This is a genomic window from uncultured Aquitalea sp. (assembly GCF_945957525.1).
Taxonomy (GTDB): Bacteria; Pseudomonadota; Gammaproteobacteria; order Burkholderiales; family Chromobacteriaceae; genus Aquitalea.
In genome coordinates this window covers 147,547-169,141 of record NZ_CAMFLA010000008.1, presented here as the reverse complement: position 1 = coordinate 169,141, position 21,595 = coordinate 147,547, and the positions used below count along the sequence as shown (strand labels likewise).

The 21,595-nt window shown below is 62.2% G+C and carries 19 protein-coding genes and 1 tRNA gene; 11 read left to right on the top strand and 9 right to left on the bottom strand.

The features are described 5' to 3' along the window. Positions 1-240: 240 nt before the first annotated feature. Positions 241-996, bottom strand: a complete 756-nt coding sequence (locus tag Q0P52_RS09985) for a UTRA domain-containing protein (RefSeq protein WP_293761394.1) — start codon at positions 994-996, stop codon at positions 241-243. Positions 997-1,212: 216 nt separating this feature from the next. Between Q0P52_RS09985 and Q0P52_RS09980 the strand changes: the two genes are divergently transcribed. The 5 genes from Q0P52_RS09980 (at position 1,213) to Q0P52_RS09960 (ending at position 5,878) form a co-directional block, all read left to right on the top strand. Further along, positions 1,213-2,310, top strand: a complete 1,098-nt coding sequence (locus tag Q0P52_RS09980) for an ABC transporter substrate-binding protein (protein WP_293761391.1) — start codon at positions 1,213-1,215, stop codon at positions 2,308-2,310. Positions 2,311-2,497: 187 nt separating this feature from the next. Continuing rightward, the gene (locus tag Q0P52_RS09975) at positions 2,498-3,412 is read left to right on the top strand and encodes an ABC transporter permease subunit (RefSeq protein WP_293761389.1); all 915 of its coding nucleotides are present in this window, start codon (positions 2,498-2,500) and stop codon (positions 3,410-3,412) included. Further along, a complete protein-coding gene (locus tag Q0P52_RS09970) occupies positions 3,409-4,197 on the top strand; it encodes an ABC transporter permease (RefSeq protein WP_293761386.1) in 789 nt (262 codons plus the stop codon). Before Q0P52_RS09975 ends, Q0P52_RS09970 begins: the two co-directional genes overlap by 4 nt. A gap of 26 nt (positions 4,198-4,223) precedes the next feature. Further along, complete coding sequence (locus tag Q0P52_RS09965; protein ID WP_293761383.1) at positions 4,224-5,228, top strand: ABC transporter ATP-binding protein; 1,005 nt, start codon at positions 4,224-4,226, stop codon at positions 5,226-5,228. Then, a complete protein-coding gene (locus Q0P52_RS09960; RefSeq protein WP_293761380.1) occupies positions 5,228-5,878 on the top strand; it encodes an HAD family hydrolase in 651 nt (216 codons plus the stop codon). The genes Q0P52_RS09965 and Q0P52_RS09960 overlap by 1 nt, the downstream gene beginning before the upstream one ends. A 68-nt stretch (positions 5,879-5,946) precedes the next feature. On the opposite strand, the gene Q0P52_RS09955 is transcribed toward Q0P52_RS09960, so the two are convergent. The 7 genes from Q0P52_RS09955 to Q0P52_RS09925 all read right to left on the bottom strand — a co-directional run bounded on the left by Q0P52_RS09955 (position 5,947) and on the right by Q0P52_RS09925 (position 13,158). After that, positions 5,947-6,672 (bottom strand): transporter substrate-binding domain-containing protein, encoded by a 726-nt coding sequence (locus tag Q0P52_RS09955; protein ID WP_293761378.1) that lies wholly within the window; start codon positions 6,670-6,672, stop codon positions 5,947-5,949. 164 nt (positions 6,673-6,836) lie between these two features. Next, positions 6,837-8,096: a DUF1615 domain-containing protein gene (locus tag Q0P52_RS09950; protein WP_293761376.1), complete on the bottom strand. Its 1,260-nt coding sequence runs from the start codon at positions 8,094-8,096 to the stop codon at positions 6,837-6,839. 45 nt (positions 8,097-8,141) lie between these two features. Then, positions 8,142-9,266, bottom strand: a complete 1,125-nt coding sequence (locus Q0P52_RS09945) for a YjbE family putative metal transport protein (protein WP_293761374.1) — start codon at positions 9,264-9,266, stop codon at positions 8,142-8,144. Positions 9,267-9,302: 36 nt separating this feature from the next. Next, entirely contained in the window at positions 9,303-10,565 is a 1,263-nt protein-coding gene (locus Q0P52_RS09940) for a divalent metal cation transporter (RefSeq protein ID WP_293761371.1), read from the bottom strand. Continuing rightward, on the bottom strand, positions 10,562-11,440 hold the full coding sequence (locus Q0P52_RS09935) for a protease modulator HflC (protein WP_293761368.1): 879 nt from the start codon (positions 11,438-11,440) through the stop codon (positions 10,562-10,564). The genes Q0P52_RS09940 and Q0P52_RS09935 overlap by 4 nt, the downstream gene beginning before the upstream one ends. Further along, on the bottom strand, positions 11,440-12,420 hold the full coding sequence (hflK, locus tag Q0P52_RS09930; protein ID WP_293761367.1) for an FtsH protease activity modulator HflK: 981 nt from the start codon (positions 12,418-12,420) through the stop codon (positions 11,440-11,442). The genes Q0P52_RS09935 and hflK overlap by 1 nt, the downstream gene beginning before the upstream one ends. A 171-nt stretch (positions 12,421-12,591) precedes the next feature. Beyond that, complete coding sequence (locus Q0P52_RS09925) at positions 12,592-13,158, bottom strand: DUF4337 domain-containing protein (protein ID WP_293761364.1); 567 nt, start codon at positions 13,156-13,158, stop codon at positions 12,592-12,594. Positions 13,159-13,544: 386 nt separating this feature from the next. Here Q0P52_RS09925 and Q0P52_RS09920 point away from each other — a divergent pair, with 386 nt between their 5' ends. The 5 genes from Q0P52_RS09920 to Q0P52_RS09900 all read left to right on the top strand — a co-directional run bounded on the left by Q0P52_RS09920 (position 13,545) and on the right by Q0P52_RS09900 (position 18,341). Beyond that, positions 13,545-14,834, top strand: a complete 1,290-nt coding sequence (locus Q0P52_RS09920) for an FAD-binding oxidoreductase (RefSeq protein ID WP_366062153.1) — start codon at positions 13,545-13,547, stop codon at positions 14,832-14,834. Positions 14,835-14,915: 81 nt separating this feature from the next. Beyond that, a tRNA-Gly gene (locus Q0P52_RS09915) sits at positions 14,916-14,989 on the top strand. A 421-nt stretch (positions 14,990-15,410) separates the two neighbouring features. Beyond that, entirely contained in the window at positions 15,411-15,647 is a 237-nt protein-coding gene (locus tag Q0P52_RS09910; RefSeq protein WP_293761361.1) for a hypothetical protein, read from the top strand. Between the two features lie 8 nt (positions 15,648-15,655). Next, complete coding sequence (locus Q0P52_RS09905) at positions 15,656-16,039, top strand: hypothetical protein (RefSeq protein WP_293761359.1); 384 nt, start codon at positions 15,656-15,658, stop codon at positions 16,037-16,039. A gap of 151 nt (positions 16,040-16,190) precedes the next feature. After that, positions 16,191-18,341, top strand: a complete 2,151-nt coding sequence (locus tag Q0P52_RS09900; protein ID WP_293761357.1) for an AsmA family protein — start codon at positions 16,191-16,193, stop codon at positions 18,339-18,341. A gap of 106 nt (positions 18,342-18,447) precedes the next feature. On the opposite strand, the gene Q0P52_RS09895 is transcribed toward Q0P52_RS09900, so the two are convergent. After that, on the bottom strand, positions 18,448-20,415 hold the full coding sequence (locus tag Q0P52_RS09895) for a monovalent cation:proton antiporter family protein (RefSeq protein WP_293761354.1): 1,968 nt from the start codon (positions 20,413-20,415) through the stop codon (positions 18,448-18,450). 186 nt (positions 20,416-20,601) lie between these two features. On the opposite strand from Q0P52_RS09895, the gene Q0P52_RS09890 reads away from it, so the two are divergent. Then, positions 20,602-21,582: a KpsF/GutQ family sugar-phosphate isomerase gene (locus tag Q0P52_RS09890; RefSeq protein ID WP_293761352.1), complete on the top strand. Its 981-nt coding sequence runs from the start codon at positions 20,602-20,604 to the stop codon at positions 21,580-21,582. Positions 21,583-21,595: the final 13 nt, after the last annotated feature.

Sequence of the window (21,595 nt, the reverse complement as noted above, 5' to 3'; positions counted from 1 at the left end):
CCGGCATGCGCCGTCTGTCTGTTGCGGCGACGTATCGTTGTGTAATGGATTGTCAGGAAGCGATGAAAAAGTGTTAAGCGTGCTGGCAAAGCGCCTGATGCTGCGCGGCGTCTCCTTGCCGTAGGCCATGTACGGCCTGCATCGACGCGCCTTGCCCCAGCCGTGAATCCGATTTTTGTTAGCGGCCCCAAGCAGCCGCACCGGCCTGTTCAGGACTGGGTCACGCGGCCATACGCCGTCTCATGCGCCTGACAATGCTGGCGATCCATCAAGCGCCGGATGGCTGTCTACCGAGACGCGAATCGCGTCGTGCCGCCAGTACTCGATGTCACAATCGATAACGCGGCCGGACTGGTCGTAGTTGACGCGAGCGATGCGCAAAATGGGCGATCCTTCGGCCAACATCAGCGCCTGCGCCACTTCGCCGCGCGCCGCGGTGGGGAAAATGTCGAAACGCGAACGCCCGTAGCGGATGTCGTAAACCTGCTCGTACAAGCCGGTGAGCGAAGCGGAAAGGTCATAAGCCATGATGCCGGGAAAGCATTCCGGCTTCAGGTAATGCTCCACGTACAGCACCACCCGGCCGTCCAGACTGCGCACTCGGCGCAGTTGCAGTACGCGCGCCAGCGCCGGCATGCCCAGCAGTTGACTCACCTGCGGCGCGGCCACCATGCCCAGCGCCGATACCACGCGCGTGTCCACCTGCCGTCGCTGTCGCTCGGCCATTTGTTGAAAATGCACGCGAAACTGCGGGTTGTACTCCAGCCTCTCCGGCGCCACGAACCAGCCGCGCCGGTCCTCCCGGTAGATGCGTCCCTCGGCTTCCAAAGCCAGCAGGGCATCCTTCAAAGTGATGCGCGTGGTATCGAACAAACCGGACAAGGTACGCTCGGAAGGCAGCTTGCCACCGGCCGGCAACAGGCCACTGTCCATTTGTTGCAACAAAGATTGTCGTATTTTTGCGATTTGCGTTCGGTTGTTTTCCGTTTCCGTCATCTGGTCTAGCCCATGCTTTTGCTGGATGTTTTTTACTGTGTAGCAAAGCCGCGTGACATTGTGGTGACTGCAGGTCGGGATTAGACAACAAAGCGTCGGGCACAAGACTTCATCTAATAGACACGAAACTGAAACTTGCCGCTAACGCAGCCGTCATCTTCGCTGCCTAAGATCGCCCAGGTTGTATTGACCTAGTCCAAACGAAAGGGATGGAACATGAACAAGAAGCTGATGGCCAAGGTAGTGATCGGCGCACTGAGTCTGGGTGCATACACTGCGCACGCGCAGGATTTGAACAGCCTGATCCAGGCCGCGAAGAAGGAAGGCGAGCTGACCACCATCGCCCTGCCGCACGATTGGTGCGGTTACGGTGATCTGATCGCCGGCTTTAAAGCCAAGTACGGCATCAAGGTGAACGAACTGAACCCCGACGCAGGCTCCGGCGACGAAGTCGAAGCCATCAAGGCCAACAAGGGCAACAAGGGCCCGCAAGCCCCGGACGTGATCGACGTGGGCCTTTCCTTCGGCCCGCAAGCCAAGGACGCCGGTCTGATCCAGCCCTACAAGGTTTCCACCTGGAACAGCATCCCGGCCAACGTGAAGGACAAGGACGGCTACTGGTACGGCGACTACTACGGCGTGCTGGCGTTTGAAGTGAACACCGACATCATCAAGAAAGTGCCGAGCGACTGGGCCGATTTGCTGAAGCCGGAATACAAGAATGCCGTGGCCCTGGCTGGCGACCCGCGCACCGCCAACCAGGCCATCATGGGCGTGTACGCCGCTGGCCTGTCGCAAGCCAAGGGCGACGCCAACAAGGCCGCCGACGCCGGCCTGAAGTACTTTGCCCAACTGAACAAGAACGGCAACTTCGTGCCCGTGATCGGCAAGGCCGCCTCGCTGGCGCAAGGCACCACCCCCATCATCATCCGCTGGGACTACAACGCCCTCTCCGACCGCGACACCCTGAAGGGCAACCCGAAAGTGGCGGTAGTGGTACCGAAGACCGGCGTCGTGGCCGGTGTGTACGTGCAAGCCATCAGCGCTTACGCACCGCACCCGAACGCCGCCAAGCTGTGGATGGAATACCTGTACTCCGACGAAGGCCAACTGGGCTGGCTGAAGGGCTACTGCCACCCGAGCCGCTTCGCCGACCTGAACGCGCGCAAGAAAGTACCGGCTGACCTGCTGGCCAAGCTGCCGGCCGCCGCCAACTACAAGAACGCCGTGTTCCCGACGCTGGAACAGCAGGAGGTCTACAAGGCCGCCATCACCAAACAGTGGGACAGCGTCGTCGGCAGCAACGTCAAGTAAGCCGCCTCCCCGCCTTGGCCGTCGCGGCCCGGTTCGCCGGGCGCGGCGGCGTTCTTCACTACCCGACATACCATGACTCCCCGCCCCGGCGCGCCCGCGGGCAGCAGAGCATCATGCCCGTCTTCGGCCAACGGCCGACGGCGCGGCGAATGCCGCCGGGAGCAAACCAAACGAGGTTGTGCCGCAGATGGCCACATCATCTGAATCCTTACCGCAAGACCCGGCCTCCAGCCGAGGACAGACCCGCAAGGGGCTCACCCTGTCTTCGTTCAACTGGCTGGGCGTGCTGCCTTTCTTCCTGTTTGCGCTGATGTTTCTCATCCTGCCCACGCTGACCCTGATGGTGGGCGCGTTTCAGGACGCCAACGGGCATTTCACCCTGGCCAACATCGGCAAACTGTTCGACAGCAATATCCTTAGCGCTTATCAAATCAGCATTGAAGTCAGCGCGGCGTCCGCCTTGGGCGGCAGCGTGATCGGCATGCTGCTGGCGCTGGCCGCCATCCAGGGCGGCCTGCCGCAGTGGATCCGTCCCACGCTGATGACCTTCTCCGGCGTGGCTTCCAACTTTGCCGGCGTGCCGCTGTCCTTCGCCTTTCTCTCCACGCTGGGCCGCATGGGCCTGGTAACGGTGCTGCTGCGCACTTACGCCGATATCGATCTGTACGGCACGGGCTTCACCATCCTCAGCTTTCTCGGCCTCACCCTCACCTATCTGTATTTCCAGATTCCGCTGATGGTGCTGATCGTCACTCCGGCCATCGACGGCCTGCGCGCCGAGTGGCGCGAAGCCTGCGAAAGCCTGGGCGGCAGCGGTTTCCACTACTGGTGGCATATTGCGCTGCCCATTCTGTGGCCCAGCATTCTGGGCTCGGCGTTGCTATTGTTCGCCAACGCTTTCGGCGCTGTGGCCACGGCTTACGCCCTCACCGGCAGCTCACTCAATATCGTGCCCATCCTGCTGTACGCGCAGATTCGCGGCGACGTACTGCACGACCAGAACCTGGGTTACGCGCTGGCGCTGGGCATGGTGGTGATCACCGGTCTTTCCAACGCCGGTTACATCTGGCTGCGCAGCCGCGCTGAAAGGGGCCGCGAATGAAAACCTCACGCATCGGCGCCTGGGTGGCCATCGCCATCGGTACCCTTTACTTTCTGCTGCCGCTGATCGCCACTTTCGAGTTCAGTCTGAAGATGAACCGGGACGGCTACAGCTTCGAAGCCTACAAGGTGGTACTGTCCGACCCCGGCTTCCAGGCCACCTTCGGCTATTCCACCCTGATGGCGCTGCTGACCATCATCGTTGGCATCCTGCTGGTGGTGCCTACCGCCTACTGGATCCAGCTCAAGCTGCCGCGCCTGCGCCCTGTGGTGGAGTTCATCACCCTGATGCCGCTGGTGATTCCGGCCATCGTCATCGTGTTCGGCTACCTCAAGCTGTACAACAGCAGCTCCTGGCTGCCGCTCACCGGCAACGACCGCGCCACGGACTTCCTGCTGATGTGCAGCTATGTAACGCTGGCCCTGCCCTATCTCTACCGCTCCATCGACACCGGCCTGCGCGCCATCGACGTGCGCACGCTGACCGAGGCGGCGGAGAGCCTGGGCGCCAGCTGGCCCAACATCCTGTTCAAAGTGATCTTTCCCAATGTGAAATCGGCCATCCTGTCCGGCGCCTTCCTCACCTTTGCGGTGGTGATCGGCGAATTCACCATGGCCAGCCTGCTGGGCCGCCCGGCGTTCGGCCCCTATCTGCAGCTGATCGGCGCCAACCGCGCCTATGAGCCTTCGGCCCTGGCCATCATCGCCTTCCTGGTTACCTGGGCCTCCATGGGGCTGATCCAGGTATTCGCACGCAATGCCCGCGGCACGCGCAAAAGCGCCTGACGCAGCAGAAAAGAACGGAAAACATCATGGCATTCCTGACCATCGCCAACCTGCACAAGCGCTTCGACGACCACGTCGTGGTACACGACTTCAACATGAGCATCGAGCAAGGCGAGTTCATCACCTTCCTCGGCCCGTCTGGTTGCGGCAAGACCACCGTGCTGCGCATGATCGCCGGCTTTGAAACGCCCACCTCCGGCGCCATCACCGTGGGCAAGGACGACATCACCCATCTGTCGCCGCAAAAACGCGGCATCGGCATGGTGTTCCAGAGCTATGCGCTGTTCCCCAACATGAACGTCACCGACAACATCGCCTTCGGCCTGAAAATGCGCAAGCTTTCTTCGGCCGACATCAGCCGCAAAGTGGCCGAGGTGATCAAGTTGGTGGAGCTCAAGGGCAAGGAAAACCACTACCCCCACGAGTTGTCAGGCGGCCAGCGTCAGCGCGTGGCGCTGGCGCGCGCGCTGGTGGTGGAGCCGCGCATCCTGTTGCTGGACGAACCGCTGTCCGCGCTAGACGCCCGCATCCGCAAAAACCTGCGCGAGCAGATTCGCGACATTCAGCGCCGCCTGGGCCTGACCACCATCTTCGTCACCCACGACCAAGAAGAAGCGCTCACCATGTCCGACCGCATCTTCGTGATGAACCAGGGCCGGGTGGAGCAAGAAGGCCGCGCGGAAATGGTGTACACCCAGCCCGCCACCGAATTTGTCGCCCGTTTCATGGGCAACTACAACCTCCTGGGCGCGGCCGACGCGCACAAGCTGCTGGGGCTGGATATCCAGGGCCACATGGCCATCCGTCCGGAGTCCATTCACGTACTGGACGCTTCGGCCAACCAGGAAGGCGCGCTGGACGCCACCATCCGTCAGCACCAGCTGTTGGGCAGCATCATCCGTTATCAGGTGGAAAGCCAGGGCATCACCCTGCAGGTAGACCGTCTCAACCGCACTGCCAGCGACCTGATGCCGGCCGGCACCGCCGTCAAGCTGCAAATCAGCCGCGACGACATGCGGGAGGTGCGCTGATGCTGGCCATTTTCGATCTGGACGACACCCTCACCGACGGCGACAGCTCCAGCCTCTGGCTGCGCTTCATGGTGGAGCAAGGGTTGGCCGAAGCGGGCATGCTGCCGCGCGAGGCGGAAATGATGGCGGCCTACCGGCGCGGCGAGTTGCGCATGGAGGAGTACATGGATTTCACCCTGCAACCGATGAGCGGTCGCAGCGTGGCCGACATCGCCGAGTGGGTGGAGCGCTTCATCGAAGCCAAGATCGCCCCCATCGTGTTTCCGCAAGCACGCGAAACGCTGGCCCGCTATCGCAAGGAAGGCCGCAAGCTGCTGGTGATTTCCGCCACCGGCGAGCATCTGGTGGGGCCGGTATCCCGCTTCCTCGGCGCGGATGATTTCCTCGCCATTCAGCTGGAAACCGAAGCTGGCAGCTACACCGGCCGCACCACCGGCGTGATGACCTATCAGCATGGCAAGGTGATCCGCCTACAAGACTGGCTGGAACAGCATCAGGAGGACCTCAGCGGCAGCCATGGCTACAGCGACTCCATCAATGATGTGCCGCTGCTGGAGTGCGTGGACGTGGCGCATACTGTCAACGCGGACAGCAAACTGGCGGCTGTGGCGGCGCAACACGGCTGGACACAGTTGCACTGGACGCGCTAAGCGCAAGCAGCCAGCAAACAGAACAGCCCCGACGGGGCTGTTCTGTTTTGACATACGCCTGCTGAGCGTTAACGGTAGTGCTGCAACAGACGGGACAACCCGCCGCTGGATTGCAGCAGGCTGATGGCGTGATTAACCTCGGCCAGCGTCACCTGTCCCTTGCGCGACACCGCGCAGCGGGTGTTGTACTCGGCCACGGCCAGCCAGGGGTGCAATGGCGGCAGGCGCAAGCCGTGCGCCAGTTGATATTCCAGAAACTGCCGGGCAATCACCACATGCCCCAAATGACCGGCTTGCAGTTTGTGCAGATTGTCCAGCGCGGTGCGCGCATCGTCGCGCCAGTCGGTGCCGCCCAGTTCGCGCTCTAGCTCCGGGTAGGCGTAGCCCAGCAAAGTGCCCACGGCCTCGCCTTTCAGATCGGCCGGATGATGCGGCTCCGGCAGGCTCTTCAGCGTGAGCAGCACGTCTTCATTGCGCAAGAAAGGCTGGCTCCAGTCAAAAGGTCCTGGCAGCCACTCCGGCAGAGCCAGACACAGCAGGTCGGCCTGGCCGCTGCTCAATGCGGCCGTCAGGCGCTTGCGGGGCAACACCAGAAAGCGCGCCTCCCGCCCTAAGCGAGCGGCCAGATCGTAGCCCAGATCGCGCTTGATGCCGTCCTGCAACTCGCCGTTGCGAATCAGCGCCAGCGGCATCTCGCTGCTGTCGTCCAGCAAAACGGTGAGCGTAGCAGCCGAGGCCGGTATTGCCAGCAGCCCAGCCGCCGCCCAGATCACCACTCCCCGCATGCCGAGCATGTCTCCCCCTCGCATCCGATCCGCCAGAAACCGCCCGCAGCCGAAACCCGCCACCACCTGGAAACCGGCTCCATCGTGTTTGTGCGTCTGATATGCATCCCGCCGTTTGCGCCGCCTGCGTTCTACCGTGAACAGACTCTTCAGCCTAGACCATGGCCGCCGGCTCAGGGATGAAAACCGCCCCGCTCAAGGCACTTTTGATAACGGCCGTCCACCCTGCGGGCAAACCATTCGGTAGTGAGCTGGTGAGTGAACTTGGGGCTGACCAGCACAATCTGCGGAATGATCTGGCGCGGCGCGGCCTTGCCGGATTGCTCGGCCAGCGCAAACACCCGTTTGTAGGTTTCCGTCTGCGAGAAGCCACTGTATTTTTCCTGCTTCAAATCGCGGGTGATTTCGTCGCCGGACAAATGCAGGCGTGAAGCCTGGCCGAACAAGGCGCGCTGCGTGGCGCTCACCTCGCCGGACAACTCCCGGTTCATCTTGTTGTTGTACAGCATGATGTCGCCGTCCAGCGCCAGCTTTTGCCCCGACAGGCGCGCCACCGCCTGCTGGAAAGCAGCGTTGCGGCTGGCGTAGCGGCCGGCGTTGTAGTCGGCGAAGCGGTACACCATCTCCGGATAGTTCACCGCGTATTGCAGCAGAATGGCCGTGCCGAAATACACGCTGCCGCGCCGGGTAAACACTTCGTCGCGCAGATTGCCGTAGCTGTAGGGGTAAGGCCAGGCGCGAATATGCGTTTCGGCAAACGCCACGCTCACCTGCATCGGCCCGCCGTCGCGGATGGGATTCTTGTGTTCGAAGATGGTCTGGCCAAAAGGCAGCTCGCGGATCATGTCTTCATACAGCGCGTTCATCTGCCGCTTGGTGCGCAGCGCGTCCACCCGCTCTTTATAAGTGCGGCCATCCGGCGACTTCTTCAGCATGGCGGCGTCCACCACCACCGAAGGGATGAAATACTTCTGCCGCCGCTCTTCAATCTGCCCCCAAACGATTTTGGACAGATTCGGCACCACCGGGTCCGGGCTGAAATTGGACTCCTGCTCGGCCACGGCCATCACGGCGCAGTAAAACTGCGGCGTGTAGGGAATCTTGAGCGCGGTGAAAGCGTTGAAAATGTCGTTGTACCAGCCCTGCCGATCGGGAATGCCGCGAGGCAGCAATTTTTCCAGCAAGGCCTTGCCTTGTTGCTGGTTGGTATACGACGGCTGCTCGGGCACCGGCACCGGGGCTGGCTTGGGCACCGGCGCCGGTGCCGGCTGGGGAGTGGGCGCCGGCGGGGCGTTGCTGGTCTGGGCGTTCAACACCTGCGCCGCGCTGGCGGGGTTGGCCGAAGGGGCGGCAGGCTGGGACACAGGCGGTACGGCGTTGCTGGCGCAACCGGCCAGCGCCAGGACGGCGCAGGCCGTCAGTAAGCGTTGCATGACAGGAGTCCTTCAGACGCCCGGCCGCCAACGGCGGCGGCCGGATCAATGATTTCTGGCATTAGGGTGTTTGGGATGCGGCAGGATACCCTGGCTCAGCAAATGGAACACCAGCCAGCCCAGCGCGCACACGCCCACCACCACGGCAATGGCCAGCATCACCTTTACCAACAGCGCGAGGCGCGGCGAGTTCAGCATGCCGTCGCGACTGGCGCGCGCGGGACGCTCGGCCGGCCTGATTTGCGGCTCGGCTTCCACTGCCGCAAGCGGCGTGGCCAAAGGGAGCTCTGGCGCGTCTGCGGACGGGAGCATGGCGGGCGCATTGCCGCCAGCCAGCTCGGCAAACGCGACAGGCTCCGACGGTTTGGCCATGGCAGCGTCGCTCGCCGTCGCTTGGGCGGCAGCCGGTTGCGGTGAAGCGGCCTCGCCCATTTGCGCCAGCTTGCGACCCAGTCCGTCAAACAGCCCCAGCGGAGGCGGAGCTTCCAGCCCGGGGGATTTGTCGCGAATGATGCGCGCCTGCGCCAGCACGTACACCACGCACAGCGCCGGCACCACCACTTGCAAGGCCGGCGACTGGGTATTCACCCAGTCGGCGATCAGCGGGTCGCTGACGGCCAGCTGACCCGCCACCCAGCCCAAGAGCCCCGCGCCCGCCGGCACCAGCAAGGGGTAGTCGCCCAGTATTCGCGAGATGAACAGGCTGCCATACATCAGCAAAGGCACGCTGAGCAGCAGGCCCAGCACGAGAAACAGCACACTGCCCTGCGCGGCGGCAGCCAGCGCCACCACATTGTCCAGGCTCAGCACCAGATCAGCCATGACGATGACCGACACGGCGGACCACAAATGCCGGCTATCGGAAAACTGCCGGCCATCGCCATCATCGTCCTCGCCCAGCAGCAGCTTGATGGCGATGCTGATCAACAGCAGCGCGCCCACCAGCTTGAGCAGCGGCACTTGCAGTAGAAATCCCACCACCACCGTCAGCAGGACGCGCAGCAGGATGGCGAAGCCAGTGCCCAGCATCACCGCCTTGCCCATCAAGTGGCGCGGCAGCGAACGACAGGCCATGGCGATCACCAGCGCGTTGTCGCCGCTGAGAATCAAATCCAGAAAAAACACTTGCAGGGTCAGGCCCAGCATGTGCATCAGGCTATCCATTTCCATTCAGTTTCTTCTATCCAAGTCGAGGGGACAGACCATTCAATTGCCCAAAGCGCCGGCAATGCCCGCATACAAGCCGATCAGCGAGGTCAGCAAAAAAGCCGCGCCCAACACTGCGCCTTGCCAGCCATGCAGCCGGTGCCGTTCGGGCAGCGCGGTACGCGCCAGCCAGTACAGCACGCCCAGCACCATGGGCAGCATCACCGCGTTGAGCACAGCGGTGGCGATGGACAGCCTCACCAGACTGTAGCCGCTGGACACCAGCGCGGCGGCGGCGGCCAACATGAAAACGAAGGTACCGTAAAACCACGGGGCCTCGCGCGGGTGCTTCTCCAGCGCGTGATGCGAACCGGTAATCTCGCCCAGCGCCCAGGCCGCCGACAGGCACACCACGATGGTAGCCACCAGCGCGCCGCCGCTCAGCGCCAGCGCAAAAACGAAATGCCCGGTGCCGGGCCCCAGCACATGGGCGAAGGCCTCGGCGATTTCCGGCACGGTATCCAGCGTGAAACTGCCTCGGCCGGCAAACGCCGCCGCCGCAGCCACCAGAACGGCGGCGGTGATTACCTGGCACAGCACCGCGCCCAGCAAGGTATCCAGCCGCGCGGCGCGCAAATCGCTTTCGTCCAGCCCTTTGTCTATCAAGGCGGACTGCTGATAAAACACGGTCCAGGGCATGATGCTGGTGCCCAGATTGGCTGCCAGCAGATAGAGGTAATCGCGGTCATGCCAGGGCGCTTCGGCCAACTGTTGCCGCACCACGCCCCAATGCGGTTCGGCGCGCCAGGCCACCAGCAGGAAGGCCAGTTCGAACACGCCGAACACCATGGCGGCGCGCTCCACCGTGCGGTAGCTGCCGGTGCACACCATCGCGAGGATCATCAGCGACAGCAGCGACGCCGACTGCCACACCGGCACGCCGTAAATCTGCCCCACGCCGGCAAGCCCGCTCAGCTCGGTCACCAGCGCGCCAAAACAGCTGACCACCAGCATAGCGGTGGATGCGCCGGCCATGGCGCGGCCAAACCGCTCCAGCACCAGCTCGCTGTAGCCCTTGCCGGTGACCAGCGCCAACCGCACGGTCAGCTCCTGCACCAGATACATCAGCGGAATGATGAGAAACTGCAGCAGCAGCAGGCGGTAACCCCACTGCGCGCCGCTTTGCGCTGCCGTAATCACGCTGCCGGCGTCGGTATCCGCCAGCATCACCACCACCCCCGGCCCCAGCGTTGCAAGAAAGCGCTTGCACCGGGGCCAGACGATGCGGGGCATGGCCATGATGTCGCCGTTGGCCAGGGTCATGGTTTGCCCGAAGCCGGCCCGTTGCGGAAGTCGTGCAGCAAGGCGGAATCAGGCGACAGCAGCAAGGTGGGAGCCGAATCGGACAAGGCACCGCGATAGGTCTGCAAGGAACGGTAGAACTTGTAAAACTTCGGGTCCTTGCTGAAAGCCGCCGCCAGGATGCGGTTGGCCTCGGCGTCGCCCTCGCCGCGCGCGATGGCGCTCTGCTTCTGCGCCTCGGACAGGATGACCGTGCGCTCGCCATCCGCCTTGGCCTGGATTTCCTGCGCCCACTGCACGCCTTGCGCGCGCAGCTCCTTGGCTTCCTGCTGGCGGGCAGACTTCATGCGGTCGTAAATGGCCTGGCTGGTTTCCAGCGGTAGGTCGGCGCGATGCAGGCGCACCGCAGTCACCTCGATGCCCAGATGGCGCGCGCGCTCCGCCACATCCTGCTGGATCTGCATCACGATGTGGCCGCGCTCTTCGGACAACAGCGCCTTGAGCGGTACCTTGCCCAGACCACGCCGCAGCGAAGTGCTGACCAGCTGGGTGAGTTGCAGTTTGGCCTGATCCTCGGTGCGCAAAGCCTGATAGAACTGCAGCGGATTGGCGATGCGGTAGTGCGTGTAGGTTTCCACCTCCAAGCGCTTTTCATCGCCAAGGATGATCTGCTCCGGCGGCGGCGCCAGCGTCTGCAAGCGGGTATCGTAAAACTGCAGCGTATCCACCAGCGGCAGTTTGAACTTCAGGCCCGGCTCTTCATTGACATCGATAGGCGCGCCAAGACGGATCACCAGCGCCTTCTGCCCCTCGCCCAATGTGTAGATGGCGGAACTGGCCAGCCAGACAAGCCCCAGCGCGGCGGCAATGCCGACGCCTTTCCATTGGCTACTCATCAGCGGCCCTCCTTGACGTTCTTGCCCTTGTCCTGCAACTGCAACAACGGCAGCACGCTGCCGCCGTTCTTGCCGGAGGCGTCCACCACCACCTTGCTGGCTTTCTTCAATGCCTCGTCCATGCTGTCCAGATACAAGCGCCAAGCAGTAACGTCCTTGGCTTGGGCATAACTGCCGTATACCGAATCAAACCGCCGCGCCTCGCCCTCGGCCAGATTCACCACCTGGCTCTTGTACGCCTGTGCCTCCTGCAGGATGCGCGCCGCGTCGCCGCGCGCCTTGGGCAGGATGTCGTTGCTGTAGGCCTGCGCTTCGTTGCGGGCCCGTTCCTGATCGGCGCGGGCGCGTTGCACATCATTGAAAGCATCGATCACCGCAGCCGGCGGGTCCACCCGCTGCAACTGCACTTGCGTCACCAGAATGCCGCTTTGCGCCTCATCCAGCCGATCCTGCAACAGGAGGCGCGCCTCGTCCGCCACTTGCTGACGGCGGTTGGACATGGCGGCTTGAATGGGGGTGCGGGAAATCACTTCGCGCAGCGCGCTTTCCGCGGCGATGCGCAGCGAGGTTTCCGGATGACTGACTTTGAACAGAAACTGGCCGGCATCCTTGATGCGCCAGAACACGGCGCAATCGGCTTCGACGATGTTTTCATCGCCGGTCAGCATCTGTTTTTCGCGCGGGTCGGCCGAATCGGCGGCCGCGCCGTCATACAGATTGGCCAGCTTGAGCTGGTTGATCTGCGTCACCTTGGGCAGCACCACGCTCTCGAAAGGCCAGGGCAGGTGATAATGCAAACCGGCCTGTGTGGTATCCACCCACTTGCCCAGTCGCAACACTACGCCCTGCTCGTCCGGTTGCACCTTGTAAATACCGGACGCCACCCAACCCGCCAGCGCCAGCCCGCCCAGCAAAGCCAGCCCCTTGCCGCGCATGCCCATCAGTTCCAGCCAGTAATCCACCCGCTGCCGCACGCTCACGCGACGCGTCCCTGGCGTCGCCGCGGCCGAGGACGTTTCCGTCCGCTGTTCGCTCGTCATTGTTCTGCCCTGATTCATTCACGACGGTCATCATGCCGTCGGTCTTTAGTATTCAGCAACGCAGTCGCCCGCAATCGGATGACCTCGCCGCCAAACCGGCTTCGGCCAACCTTACAACCAGGTGGAAATCGCGATGCCGATGCCGGCCAGCGCCGACCCCACCGATCCGGTAAGCAGCCAGTGCTTGCGCGTCAGCGCGGTAATGGAAGCCAAGGCCACCGCAATCTGGATCAGCGTCATCGCCAGCGCCATGCGCTCGTGCGGGCGCAGTACGCGTTCCGACTCTTCATTCAGGCGGCGCGCCTCGGCCTGCAGGGCCTGCGCCTGTTTTTGCAGTTCGGCCCGCTGTTTTTCCTCTTTCGCGAGGTCTGCGGCAAAAGCTTCACGCTTGGCCGGATCAGTGACAATGGCCAAGGCCATTTGATCAATATGCGCTTTGGTGGATTTGGCCTGATAGTAGGCCCAGGCATCGGAAGCTTCCGACTGTTTGAGAATGCCCTGATTCTTGAGGAACAACGCTTCGTTCTGCGTTGCCCCGCTCTGATAACTGAAGATAGCGCCAATGGTGGCCAGGATCGCCGTCAACAAGGCGATCTTCTGCGCTATCTGGCTGCGTTCCGCTTCTTCTTCCAGCATTTTCTCGTGCATGCCGCTGATTTCGTACTCTTCTTCCGCCATCACACTCCCCCTTGCGCAAGCCCTTGCCGCGCCGGGCAATAGTGTGCTCGCCAAGCCAATGACATCACTCGGCATTATTGTGCGAGTTGTGTGACAGAGCGCTTTGCAACAGCCCGACGCCTATCAGCTCAATTTGATCAAATAATAATTGCGACGGTCGGCTTGCACCCGATAGACTCATCCGGTTCGCTTGCCGCGCTCGGCAGGCAGGACTGCCGGGACTCCATGCAGGGCATCCCTGATTGATCAGGAAGGATGGCCCTGCCAATCGTTTCATGTGATTTGCCAATGGCACTGAAGTGGCGGTTGCGCAAGACCTGAAGGTAATCGTGCTGCGGACTCGGAGGGCCGCAGGATTTCATCAGCTTCGTAACGGAATCAGTGGTATGACAGCACAACGCGTACATTCGTATTACAGCGCCACCCTTAATCAGCACATCCGCCATCCCCGCCTTGAAGGCGATGTGCGTGTCGACGTCGCCGTCATCGGCGGCGGTTTCACCGGCGTGGCCACCGCGCTGGAACTGGCGCAAAAAGGCATGAAAGTGGCGCTGGTGGAAGCCCAGCGCGTCGGCTGGGGCCAGTCCGGCCGCAACGGCGGCCAGGTTACCGGCAGCCTGTCGGGCGACGGCGCCATCCGCAAACAACTGGCGGCGCGCATCGGCGGCGATGCGGCCGACGACTTTGTCTGGCATCTGCGCTGGCGCGGACACGACATCATCCGCGAGCGCGTGGCCCGCTACGACATCCAGTGCGACCTCAAACACGGGCATCTGCACACTGCCTACACCCCCGGCCACTTGCGCGAACTGCGCCAGGCCTATGACGAAGGCTGCCGGCGCGGCATGAGCGCTCAGCTGGAATGGGTGGAAGCGCGCGACATTCCGCGCTTTCTCAACACCCCGCTCTATCACGGCGGCATTTACAACCGCAACAACATGCACCTGCACCCGCTCAATCTGTGCGTGGGCGAGGCAGCGGCATTGAGCGGTCTGGGCGGACTCATTTTTGAAGACTCGCCGGTGCTGGACATCATTCACGGCGACACGCCACAGATCGTCACCGCCCACGGCCGGGTGACCGCAAACCAGATCATGCTGGCCGGCGATGTCTATCACAAACTGGAGCGGCGCAAACTCAGCGGCATGATCTTCCCCGCCGCCGGCGGCATCATCGCCACCGCGCCGCTGGGAAAGTTGGCCGAAGAACTCAACCCGATGGACACGGCGGTGTACGACTGCCGCTTCGTACTGGATTACTACCGCATGACCGCAGACGGCCGCCTGCTGTTCGGCGGCGGGGCCAACTACTCCGGCAAGGAGTCGCGCGACATCGCTGCCGAGCTGCGCCCCTGCATCGAACGCACCTTCCCGCAGCTCAAGGGTGTGGACATCGACTTTGCCTGGAGCTGCAATATGGGCATCGTCATCAACCGCATTCCACAACTGGGCAAGCTCTCTCCCAATGTCTGGTACGCGCAAGGCTACTCTGGCCACGGCGTCGCCACCTCGCATATCGTCGGCGAAATCATGGCCAACGCCATCACCGGCCACATGGAGCGCTTCGACACCTTCCAGCTGTTCCGCCATGTGAGGGTGCCGCTGGGCGACCGTTTGGGCAACCCTCTGCTGGCGCTGGGCATGTGGTACTACCTGATGCTGGAAAACTTCCGCTGAAAGAAAACGACAGGGGATCAGGCGCGCCAAGCCGCGCCGCCCCTACCATCCGGCCGCCAACCCTGTTAGAATGCGCCGCACGCGGGCGTCGTATAATGGTAATACCCAAGCTTCCCAAGCTTGTGCCGTGGGTTCGATTCCCATCGCCCGCTCCACACCGAATTCCCGTAGATCCTTGATCTGCAAAAGAAAAAGCCAACCGTCACCGGTTGGCTTTTTTCTTGTCTGGTCGATATCTGGTCAGAGCGGGGTCAAGCCCATCTCCGCCTCAATTTGAGCAGCCGTCATCCCCGGATCGATGTTCTTGGATCATGATGCTGTTTGCCCGCCAACAGGCAAAATGTTACACTGCAGCATAAGATAACCCGTTGTTAAAGAAGGCTTTATCACTGCAACAAGCATTCCACACAGTCCAGCACGACCTCACCGCGCCCTCGCCCTTATCCCGTCAAAACCGGCAGTCAGCTGCTCAGCAGGTTTTTTATTCCCTGTTTATGCCGTTGCCCCTGAATTTTGCAGGATGTTGACGAAGCGATGCCTACCATGGCGAGACATGCCGTTTGCCGGAGTCCCGAGATGGTTTCGTCGCCTTTCCCGCGCTTGTTGCGCAAGCTGGTCCGCCCTGTTCTGCTGCTCGCCGCTTGTCTTCTGCTGGGCGCTTGCCTGAACCCCTTGCTGAATGCCGCCCGCCTGTCGCCGGAAGACCCGGCCCGCTGGCTGATCGACATTCTGCTGGGCATTCAGGTGTACAGCCTCTCCGTGTGGCTGGATCAGCGCTTCCGCCTTCGTCGCAACACAGATTCACTCAGGTAGCCATCAAGATGATCGCCGTCATCCTTGTCGTATTCATCGCGCAACTGGCGCACTACATCACTGAAGCTTGGCAGGAAATGCAAGCCGCCAAGCAAAGTGCCGAATCTCATCCGGCCAAAGCGCCCGCCTCGGTGCGGGATGTGCTTGCCGGCCCCGTGCGGCCGGGCAGCTTGCCTGCCCCGATGCGCGACAGCTTGTCCAGACTTTACCGCCAGGGCAGTTTGCGCGGCGTGGAGCTGCGCGATATCGCCCTGCAAAAGCGCGCCCTGCAACCCAACGAAGTGCTCTGCGTTTTTGAACCCTCCTCAGGCGTGGAACAGGCCGCCCTGCTGCCGGCCAAGGAACTGGACGGCTTTCTGCATCGTCTGGGCGCCGCTCCCCGGCACAGTTGACCCGTCCCCATGCCCGGCATGGGCACTTTCAGACGATTCGACCATCGAAGCGTGGTAACATCCGCTTTTCGCGTCTGATCGGCAAACCCATGCCCGGCGCGGCATTGGCGCCCTACCAACCCGCTTACGCATAGCCCCCGACACTACGCTCATGAAATGGAATTCCGGCCGGCTGTGGCTCCGCATCTCCGTTTACAGCTCGATCTGCGCGATCGGGCTGTTTGTACTGATCCAGTCCCTGCTGTTCTGGCAATTTGACGAAGGCGCCATTCGCCGCGCCTTGTCCACCTCATTGCAGGACATCCATCGCCAGGTCACGGTGGAGGGCAAGATCGCCCCCCGCCTGTTTCCCTCCCCCGGCGTCTCCATTCACCAGCTGAAAATCAGCGAGCCCGGCAGCAGCGCCGCGTTCGCCAGCATCGAAGAGCTGGACCTCTATCTGTCTTGGCTGCCGCTCATCACCGGCAACAAGGAAATCAAGGCCGTGGAGATGCATGGCGTTTCGGCCAACCTGGTGCGCACACCGGACAACACCCTGTCCATCTCCGACTTTCTGCTGCATCGTTCGCAAGGCGGCGTCAGCATGAAGCTGGACCGCTTGCAGGTGCGCGAAGCCACGCTGTTGTATTCCGACAGGGTTGCCGGCGCGGACCACAAGCTGGAAGACTTCAGCCTGGACGCCGACGAGCTGCGCGGCAACGCCACGCTCAGCGCCGGCGCCGTGCTGCAAAACGGCAAGCGCCCGGTGCGTCTGGCCATCAACACGCCGATGACCATCCAGGACGATCAGGTCAGCCTGGAAAAACTGGAGGCGGTAGCCATTTCCGAAGTACCGGGCCTTGGCGAGAGCAAATTTGCCGCCCTGGGACAGTACAAACTCAACTTCGCCACCTTGCAGACCACCGGCAAGGACCTCGAATTCAGTCTCACCAGCGAGCGACCGCAAAGCGAACTGGTGCTGAAAGTGCCGGAACTCAGCGCCAGTTTCAATGAAGTATCCATGCCCTCCGGCCATGTGCGCGGCAAGCTCAGCTATGCCCACAGCCAGTATCAGCTGGCCGCCGCCATGGACAACCTCAAGCTCACCGAGGGCGGCCTGTCGGCGGACAAACTCAACGGCAACTTCACATGGCAAGCCGGCGATACCCGGCTGGATTTCAAGATGGACGCCCCGCTGGCGCTAGCCGGCATGAAGGAATTGCGCATGCAACCCTTGCGCATGACAGCGACCGTCGCCACGCCGCTGCTGCCGCGCGGCAAACTGGTGGCCAATCTGGAAGGCGCGCTGGACGGCGACATGGACGAACCGCGTCTCAACCTGCGTGTGGGCGGCAAGCTGGATGGCTCGGACATGTCGGTCACCGTCAGCCAGTACGGCCTGATCAAGCCTCGCCATGAGGCCACCCTCTCCATCGGCAAGCTCGATCTCAACCGTTACCTGCCGGAAAGCAAGGGCGACCCGGTGGCGGTATTCCTCAATAACAAACCCATCCCGCTCGACTGGCTGGACTACTTCGACCTCACGGGCAAAGTGGCGGTAGGCGAACTGGCCATGGGCCGCTTCCGCATGAACAATGTCAGCACCAGCGTGCGCATCAATCCGCGCGAGCTGGAGCTGGACCAGATGTCGGCCGACATCTACGAGGGACGGCTGCAAGGCGATATCCTGCTGGCGCGACGCGACACGCCACATCTGGAAGTGAAGCAAACACTGAAGGACATGAACATCCAACCGCTGCTGGTGGATTTGCTCAGCTTCAACCGGCTGGAAGGCAAGGGCAACGGCAAAGTGGATATCAGCGCGGACGGCAAATCCTTCCTCGATTTGCGCAACACGCTGACCGGCGATGTGGAAACCAGTCTCAACAAAGGCGCGCTGACAGGTATCGACCTGGTAGCCGCGCTGAAAAACCTGCCGGGCGAACTGAAAGAATGGAACGCCAAGGCCTCTGCCGACCAGAAAACCACCTTCTCAACCCTGTCCACCGCCTTCCGTCTGGACAAGGGCATTGCTCGCAGCCAAGACATGCGCTTGGCTTCACAACTGGTGAACGTCAAGGGCAGCGGCAAGGTGGACCTTGTGCAAAGCATTGTCGACTACAGCATGGACGTGCAGGCCAACCCGCAGGCTTTCACCAAACTGAAGGACGTCAACATTCCGCTGAAAATCACCGGGCCGATCAATGCGCCGGTGTACGCGCTGGACTTTAACGCCATGGTGAAGGGCAAGAAAACCGAAGGCGAAAAGCAACAAGCCCTGAAACAGGAACTGAAAAAGCAGATCACCACCATCCTGCCCTAAACGGCGGATAGCGCATGAAAAGACAAGGCCGCCCACATGGGCGGCCTTGTCTTGTCGGCTGTCTCGCTCCCTGCCTGATTGGCCCGCAATCCGAATACCCCAAAGCTCAGCCTTCCAGAATCCTCGCCTCCGCCAGCGCCAGCTGCTCCGGCGTACCCAGCAACACCAGCACATCGCCGGATTCGATCTCAAAATCGCCGTCGAAATCCGTGCGCCGCACACTGTTGCGACGAATGGCCTTCACCTCCACCGACAAACCAGCCAGATCCAGCGCGCCCAGCGGGTGGCCAATGGCAAAAGCGCCTTCGCAAGCTTGCACGCTGAGCAGACGCGGCACGGTGGCCTCATCCAGCCCCTCCGCATCGTCCGATGCGCCGCGGAAGAAACCGCGGAACAGGTTGTAACGCTCCTCCCGCACCGAGCGGATACGGCGCAGCACGCGATTAAGCGGCACCCCCAACACCATCAGCGCCTGCGAGGCCAGCATCAAGCTGCCCTCCATCACCTCGGCCACCACTTCGTCGGCCCCAGCGCGACGCAACTGGTCGATATCGCTATCGTCTACCGTGCGCACAATCACCGGCAAATCAGGCCGGGCCGCCTGCACCGTATGCAGAATGCGCAGCGCGGCATGAGTATCGGCAAACGTCACCACCGCCACCTTGGCCCGCATCAGGCCCGCCGCCACCAATACCTCTTTCTTGCCGGCATCGCCAAACACCACCGGGTCGCCGGCTTCGCCCGCCTCGCGCACCCGCTCCGGGTCCATGTCCAGCGCAAAAAACGGAATATTCTCCGCCTCCATCAGCCGCGCCAGCGCCTGACCGCTGCGGCCATAACCGCAAATCAGCACATGGTCGCTCTTGCCCATGCTTTCCACCAGCAGGTGGTGCAGATTGAGCGCCTGCATCATCCAGTCCTGCTTCACCAGTTTGCGGGTGATCTTTTCACCATTCATGATGATGAAAGGCGCCGCCAGCATCGACAGCAAAATGGCGGCAATGGCCGCCTGCACCGTGACACCGGAAATCAGCCCCAGATTGCCGGACAAGGCGAGCAAGACAAAGCCGAATTCGCCGCCTTGCGCCAGCGCCAGCGCCGCCCGCATCGAATGATTGGGCTGATGGCCGAACAAACGCCCCAACCCGAACACGATGCCTACCTTGGCCACCAGCAGGATGAACAGCAATACAGCCACTTCGCCAAAGCTCTGATACAGCGCCGACAGCTGCAGCTTCATGCCTACGGTAACGAAGAAAAAGCCCAGCAGGATGTCGCGGAACGGCTTGATGTCCTCTTCCACCTGATAGCGGTATTCCGTTTCGGAAATCAGCATGCCGGCCACAAAAGCGCCCAACGCCAGCGACAGGCCGGACAGCTCGGTCAGCCAGGCCACGCCCAGCGTGATCAGCAACACATTGATCATGAACAGCTCGCCGGAGCGCTGGCGCGCCACCAGATGAAACCAGGGCCGCATCAAACGTTGGCCGAAGAACAACAACAGCGCCATCACCACCACCACTTTCACCGCCGCCAGCGCCAGATCCATGGCCAGCGTATCGCTGCCCCCGGCAAATGCCGGTAGCAGGATCAGCAACGGCACCACGGCGATGTCCTGAAACAACAGTACGCCGATAGCCAGCTGACCATGCGGCTGCGCCAGTTCCAGCCGCTCAGTCAGCAGCTTGCTCACGATGGCGGTGGAAGACATCGCCAGCGCGCCGCCCACGGCAACGCCTGCCAGCACGCTGCCGCTGATCCAGCCGATGGCGCCTGCCACCAGCAACATGGTGACCGCCACCTGGGCGAAACCAAGCCCGAATACCAGATGCCGCATGGCGCGCAGCTTGGGAAGAGAAAACTCCAGCCCGATGGTGAACATCATGAAGACAATGCCGATTTCGCCCAGAAATTGGGTCTCTTCTCCCTCAGGAATCAGACTCATCACACCCGGCCCAGCCAGAAAGCCCACCACCAGATAGCCCAGCATGGGGGGAACCTTCAAATACCGGCACAGCGTGACGGACAGCACGGCGGCCAGCAGGACCAGAACGATTGGGGCGAGCGAATGCATCGGCTAAAGGGACTCCCGCGGATGGAATTAAGGTATCTTGCTGCCGAAACCCAACAACGGCAGGGCTTGCGGCAGCGGGTCGGAGATCGGCAATCAGGAAAAGGTAACAGATGTTGACAGACAGGCAAGCAAAAGTTGCACCAGCTTTGCCTCCACCGATTATAACCTTTGATATACTTTTACCTTATGGAAAAAGCTCAATCGCCGTCGCGGCTCGACCTGGCCCGCGAGGTACTGCATACCGAAGCCGATGCGCTGCGCGCTCTGGCCGGCCGTCTCAACGGCGCCTTTCTCAATGCGGTGGACGCCATTCTCGCCTGCAAGGGACGCGTGGTGGTTACCGGCATGGGCAAATCCGGACACGTTGGCCGAAAGATCGCCGCCACGCTGGCCAGCACCGGCACGCCCGCCTTCTTCGTACATCCGGCCGAAGCCGCTCATGGCGATCTGGGCATGATCACCGCCAATGATGTGGTGATAGCCCTTTCCAATTCCGGCGAAGCCAACGAAGTGGTGGCCCTGCTGCCGGCACTCAAGCGCAAAGGCCTGCTGCTGATCGGCATGACCGGCAACGACCAGTCCGCGCTGGGCCGCGCCGCCGACATCTGGCTAGACTCCCATGTTGAGAAAGAGGCCTGCCCGCTGGGCTTGGCTCCCACCACCAGCACCACCGTGCAAATCGCGCTGGGCGACGCGCTGGCGGTCACGCTGCTGGACGCGCGCCAGTTCAGTCCGGAAGACTTCGCCCTTTCCCATCCCGGCGGCAGCCTCGGCCGCCGCCTGCTGGTGCATGTGCGCGACGTAATGCATACCGGCGATGAGCTGCCGCTGGTAGCGCTGGGCACACCGCTGAAGGAAGCCTTGCTGATCATGTCGCAAAAGCGTCTGGGCATGGTGACGGTGGCTGACGGCGACGGCAATATCCTCGGCATCTACACCGACGGCGACTTGCGCCGCACGCTGGAACGTTCCGGCAATATCTACGACCTCGCCATCGACGACGTCATGAGCCGCAATCCGCTCACCATCTCACAGGAAAAACTGGCTACCGAAGCCGTTCACCTGATGGAACAACGTCGCATCACCAGCCTCTTGGCGGTGAACGCGCAAGGCAAGCTCGCCGGCGTCGTGCACATGCACGACCTCTTCAAGGCCGGCATCGTCTAGCCCCGACCAAGGA

Coding starts and splice junctions, on each gene's coding strand:
- Q0P52_RS09965 (WP_293761383.1), top strand. CDS start 4,224: ATGGCATTCCTGACCATCGCCAACCTGCACAAGCGCTTCGACGACCAC.
- Q0P52_RS09940 (WP_293761371.1), bottom strand. CDS start 10,565: ATGACCCTGGCCAACGGCGACATCATGGCCATGCCCCGCATCGTCTGG.
- Q0P52_RS09960 (WP_293761380.1), top strand. CDS start 5,228: ATGCTGGCCATTTTCGATCTGGACGACACCCTCACCGACGGCGACAGC.
- Q0P52_RS09905 (WP_293761359.1), top strand. CDS start 15,656: ATGATCGCCGTCATCCTTGTCGTATTCATCGCGCAACTGGCGCACTAC.
- Q0P52_RS09955 (WP_293761378.1), bottom strand. CDS start 6,672: ATGCTCGGCATGCGGGGAGTGGTGATCTGGGCGGCGGCTGGGCTGCTG.
- Q0P52_RS09920 (WP_366062153.1), top strand. CDS start 13,545: ATGACAGCACAACGCGTACATTCGTATTACAGCGCCACCCTTAATCAG.
- Q0P52_RS09895 (WP_293761354.1), bottom strand. CDS start 20,415: ATGCATTCGCTCGCCCCAATCGTTCTGGTCCTGCTGGCCGCCGTGCTG.
- Q0P52_RS09900 (WP_293761357.1), top strand. CDS start 16,191: ATGAAATGGAATTCCGGCCGGCTGTGGCTCCGCATCTCCGTTTACAGC.
- Q0P52_RS09910 (WP_293761361.1), top strand. CDS start 15,411: ATGGTTTCGTCGCCTTTCCCGCGCTTGTTGCGCAAGCTGGTCCGCCCT.
- Q0P52_RS09935 (WP_293761368.1), bottom strand. CDS start 11,440: ATGAGTAGCCAATGGAAAGGCGTCGGCATTGCCGCCGCGCTGGGGCTT.
- Q0P52_RS09945 (WP_293761374.1), bottom strand. CDS start 9,266: ATGGAAATGGATAGCCTGATGCACATGCTGGGCCTGACCCTGCAAGTG.
- Q0P52_RS09980 (WP_293761391.1), top strand. CDS start 1,213: ATGAACAAGAAGCTGATGGCCAAGGTAGTGATCGGCGCACTGAGTCTG.
- Q0P52_RS09985 (WP_293761394.1), bottom strand. CDS start 996: ATGACGGAAACGGAAAACAACCGAACGCAAATCGCAAAAATACGACAA.
- Q0P52_RS09925 (WP_293761364.1), bottom strand. CDS start 13,158: ATGGCGGAAGAAGAGTACGAAATCAGCGGCATGCACGAGAAAATGCTG.
- Q0P52_RS09970 (WP_293761386.1), top strand. CDS start 3,409: ATGAAAACCTCACGCATCGGCGCCTGGGTGGCCATCGCCATCGGTACC.
- Q0P52_RS09975 (WP_293761389.1), top strand. CDS start 2,498: ATGGCCACATCATCTGAATCCTTACCGCAAGACCCGGCCTCCAGCCGA.
- Q0P52_RS09950 (WP_293761376.1), bottom strand. CDS start 8,096: ATGCAACGCTTACTGACGGCCTGCGCCGTCCTGGCGCTGGCCGGTTGC.
- Q0P52_RS09890 (WP_293761352.1), top strand. CDS start 20,602: ATGGAAAAAGCTCAATCGCCGTCGCGGCTCGACCTGGCCCGCGAGGTA.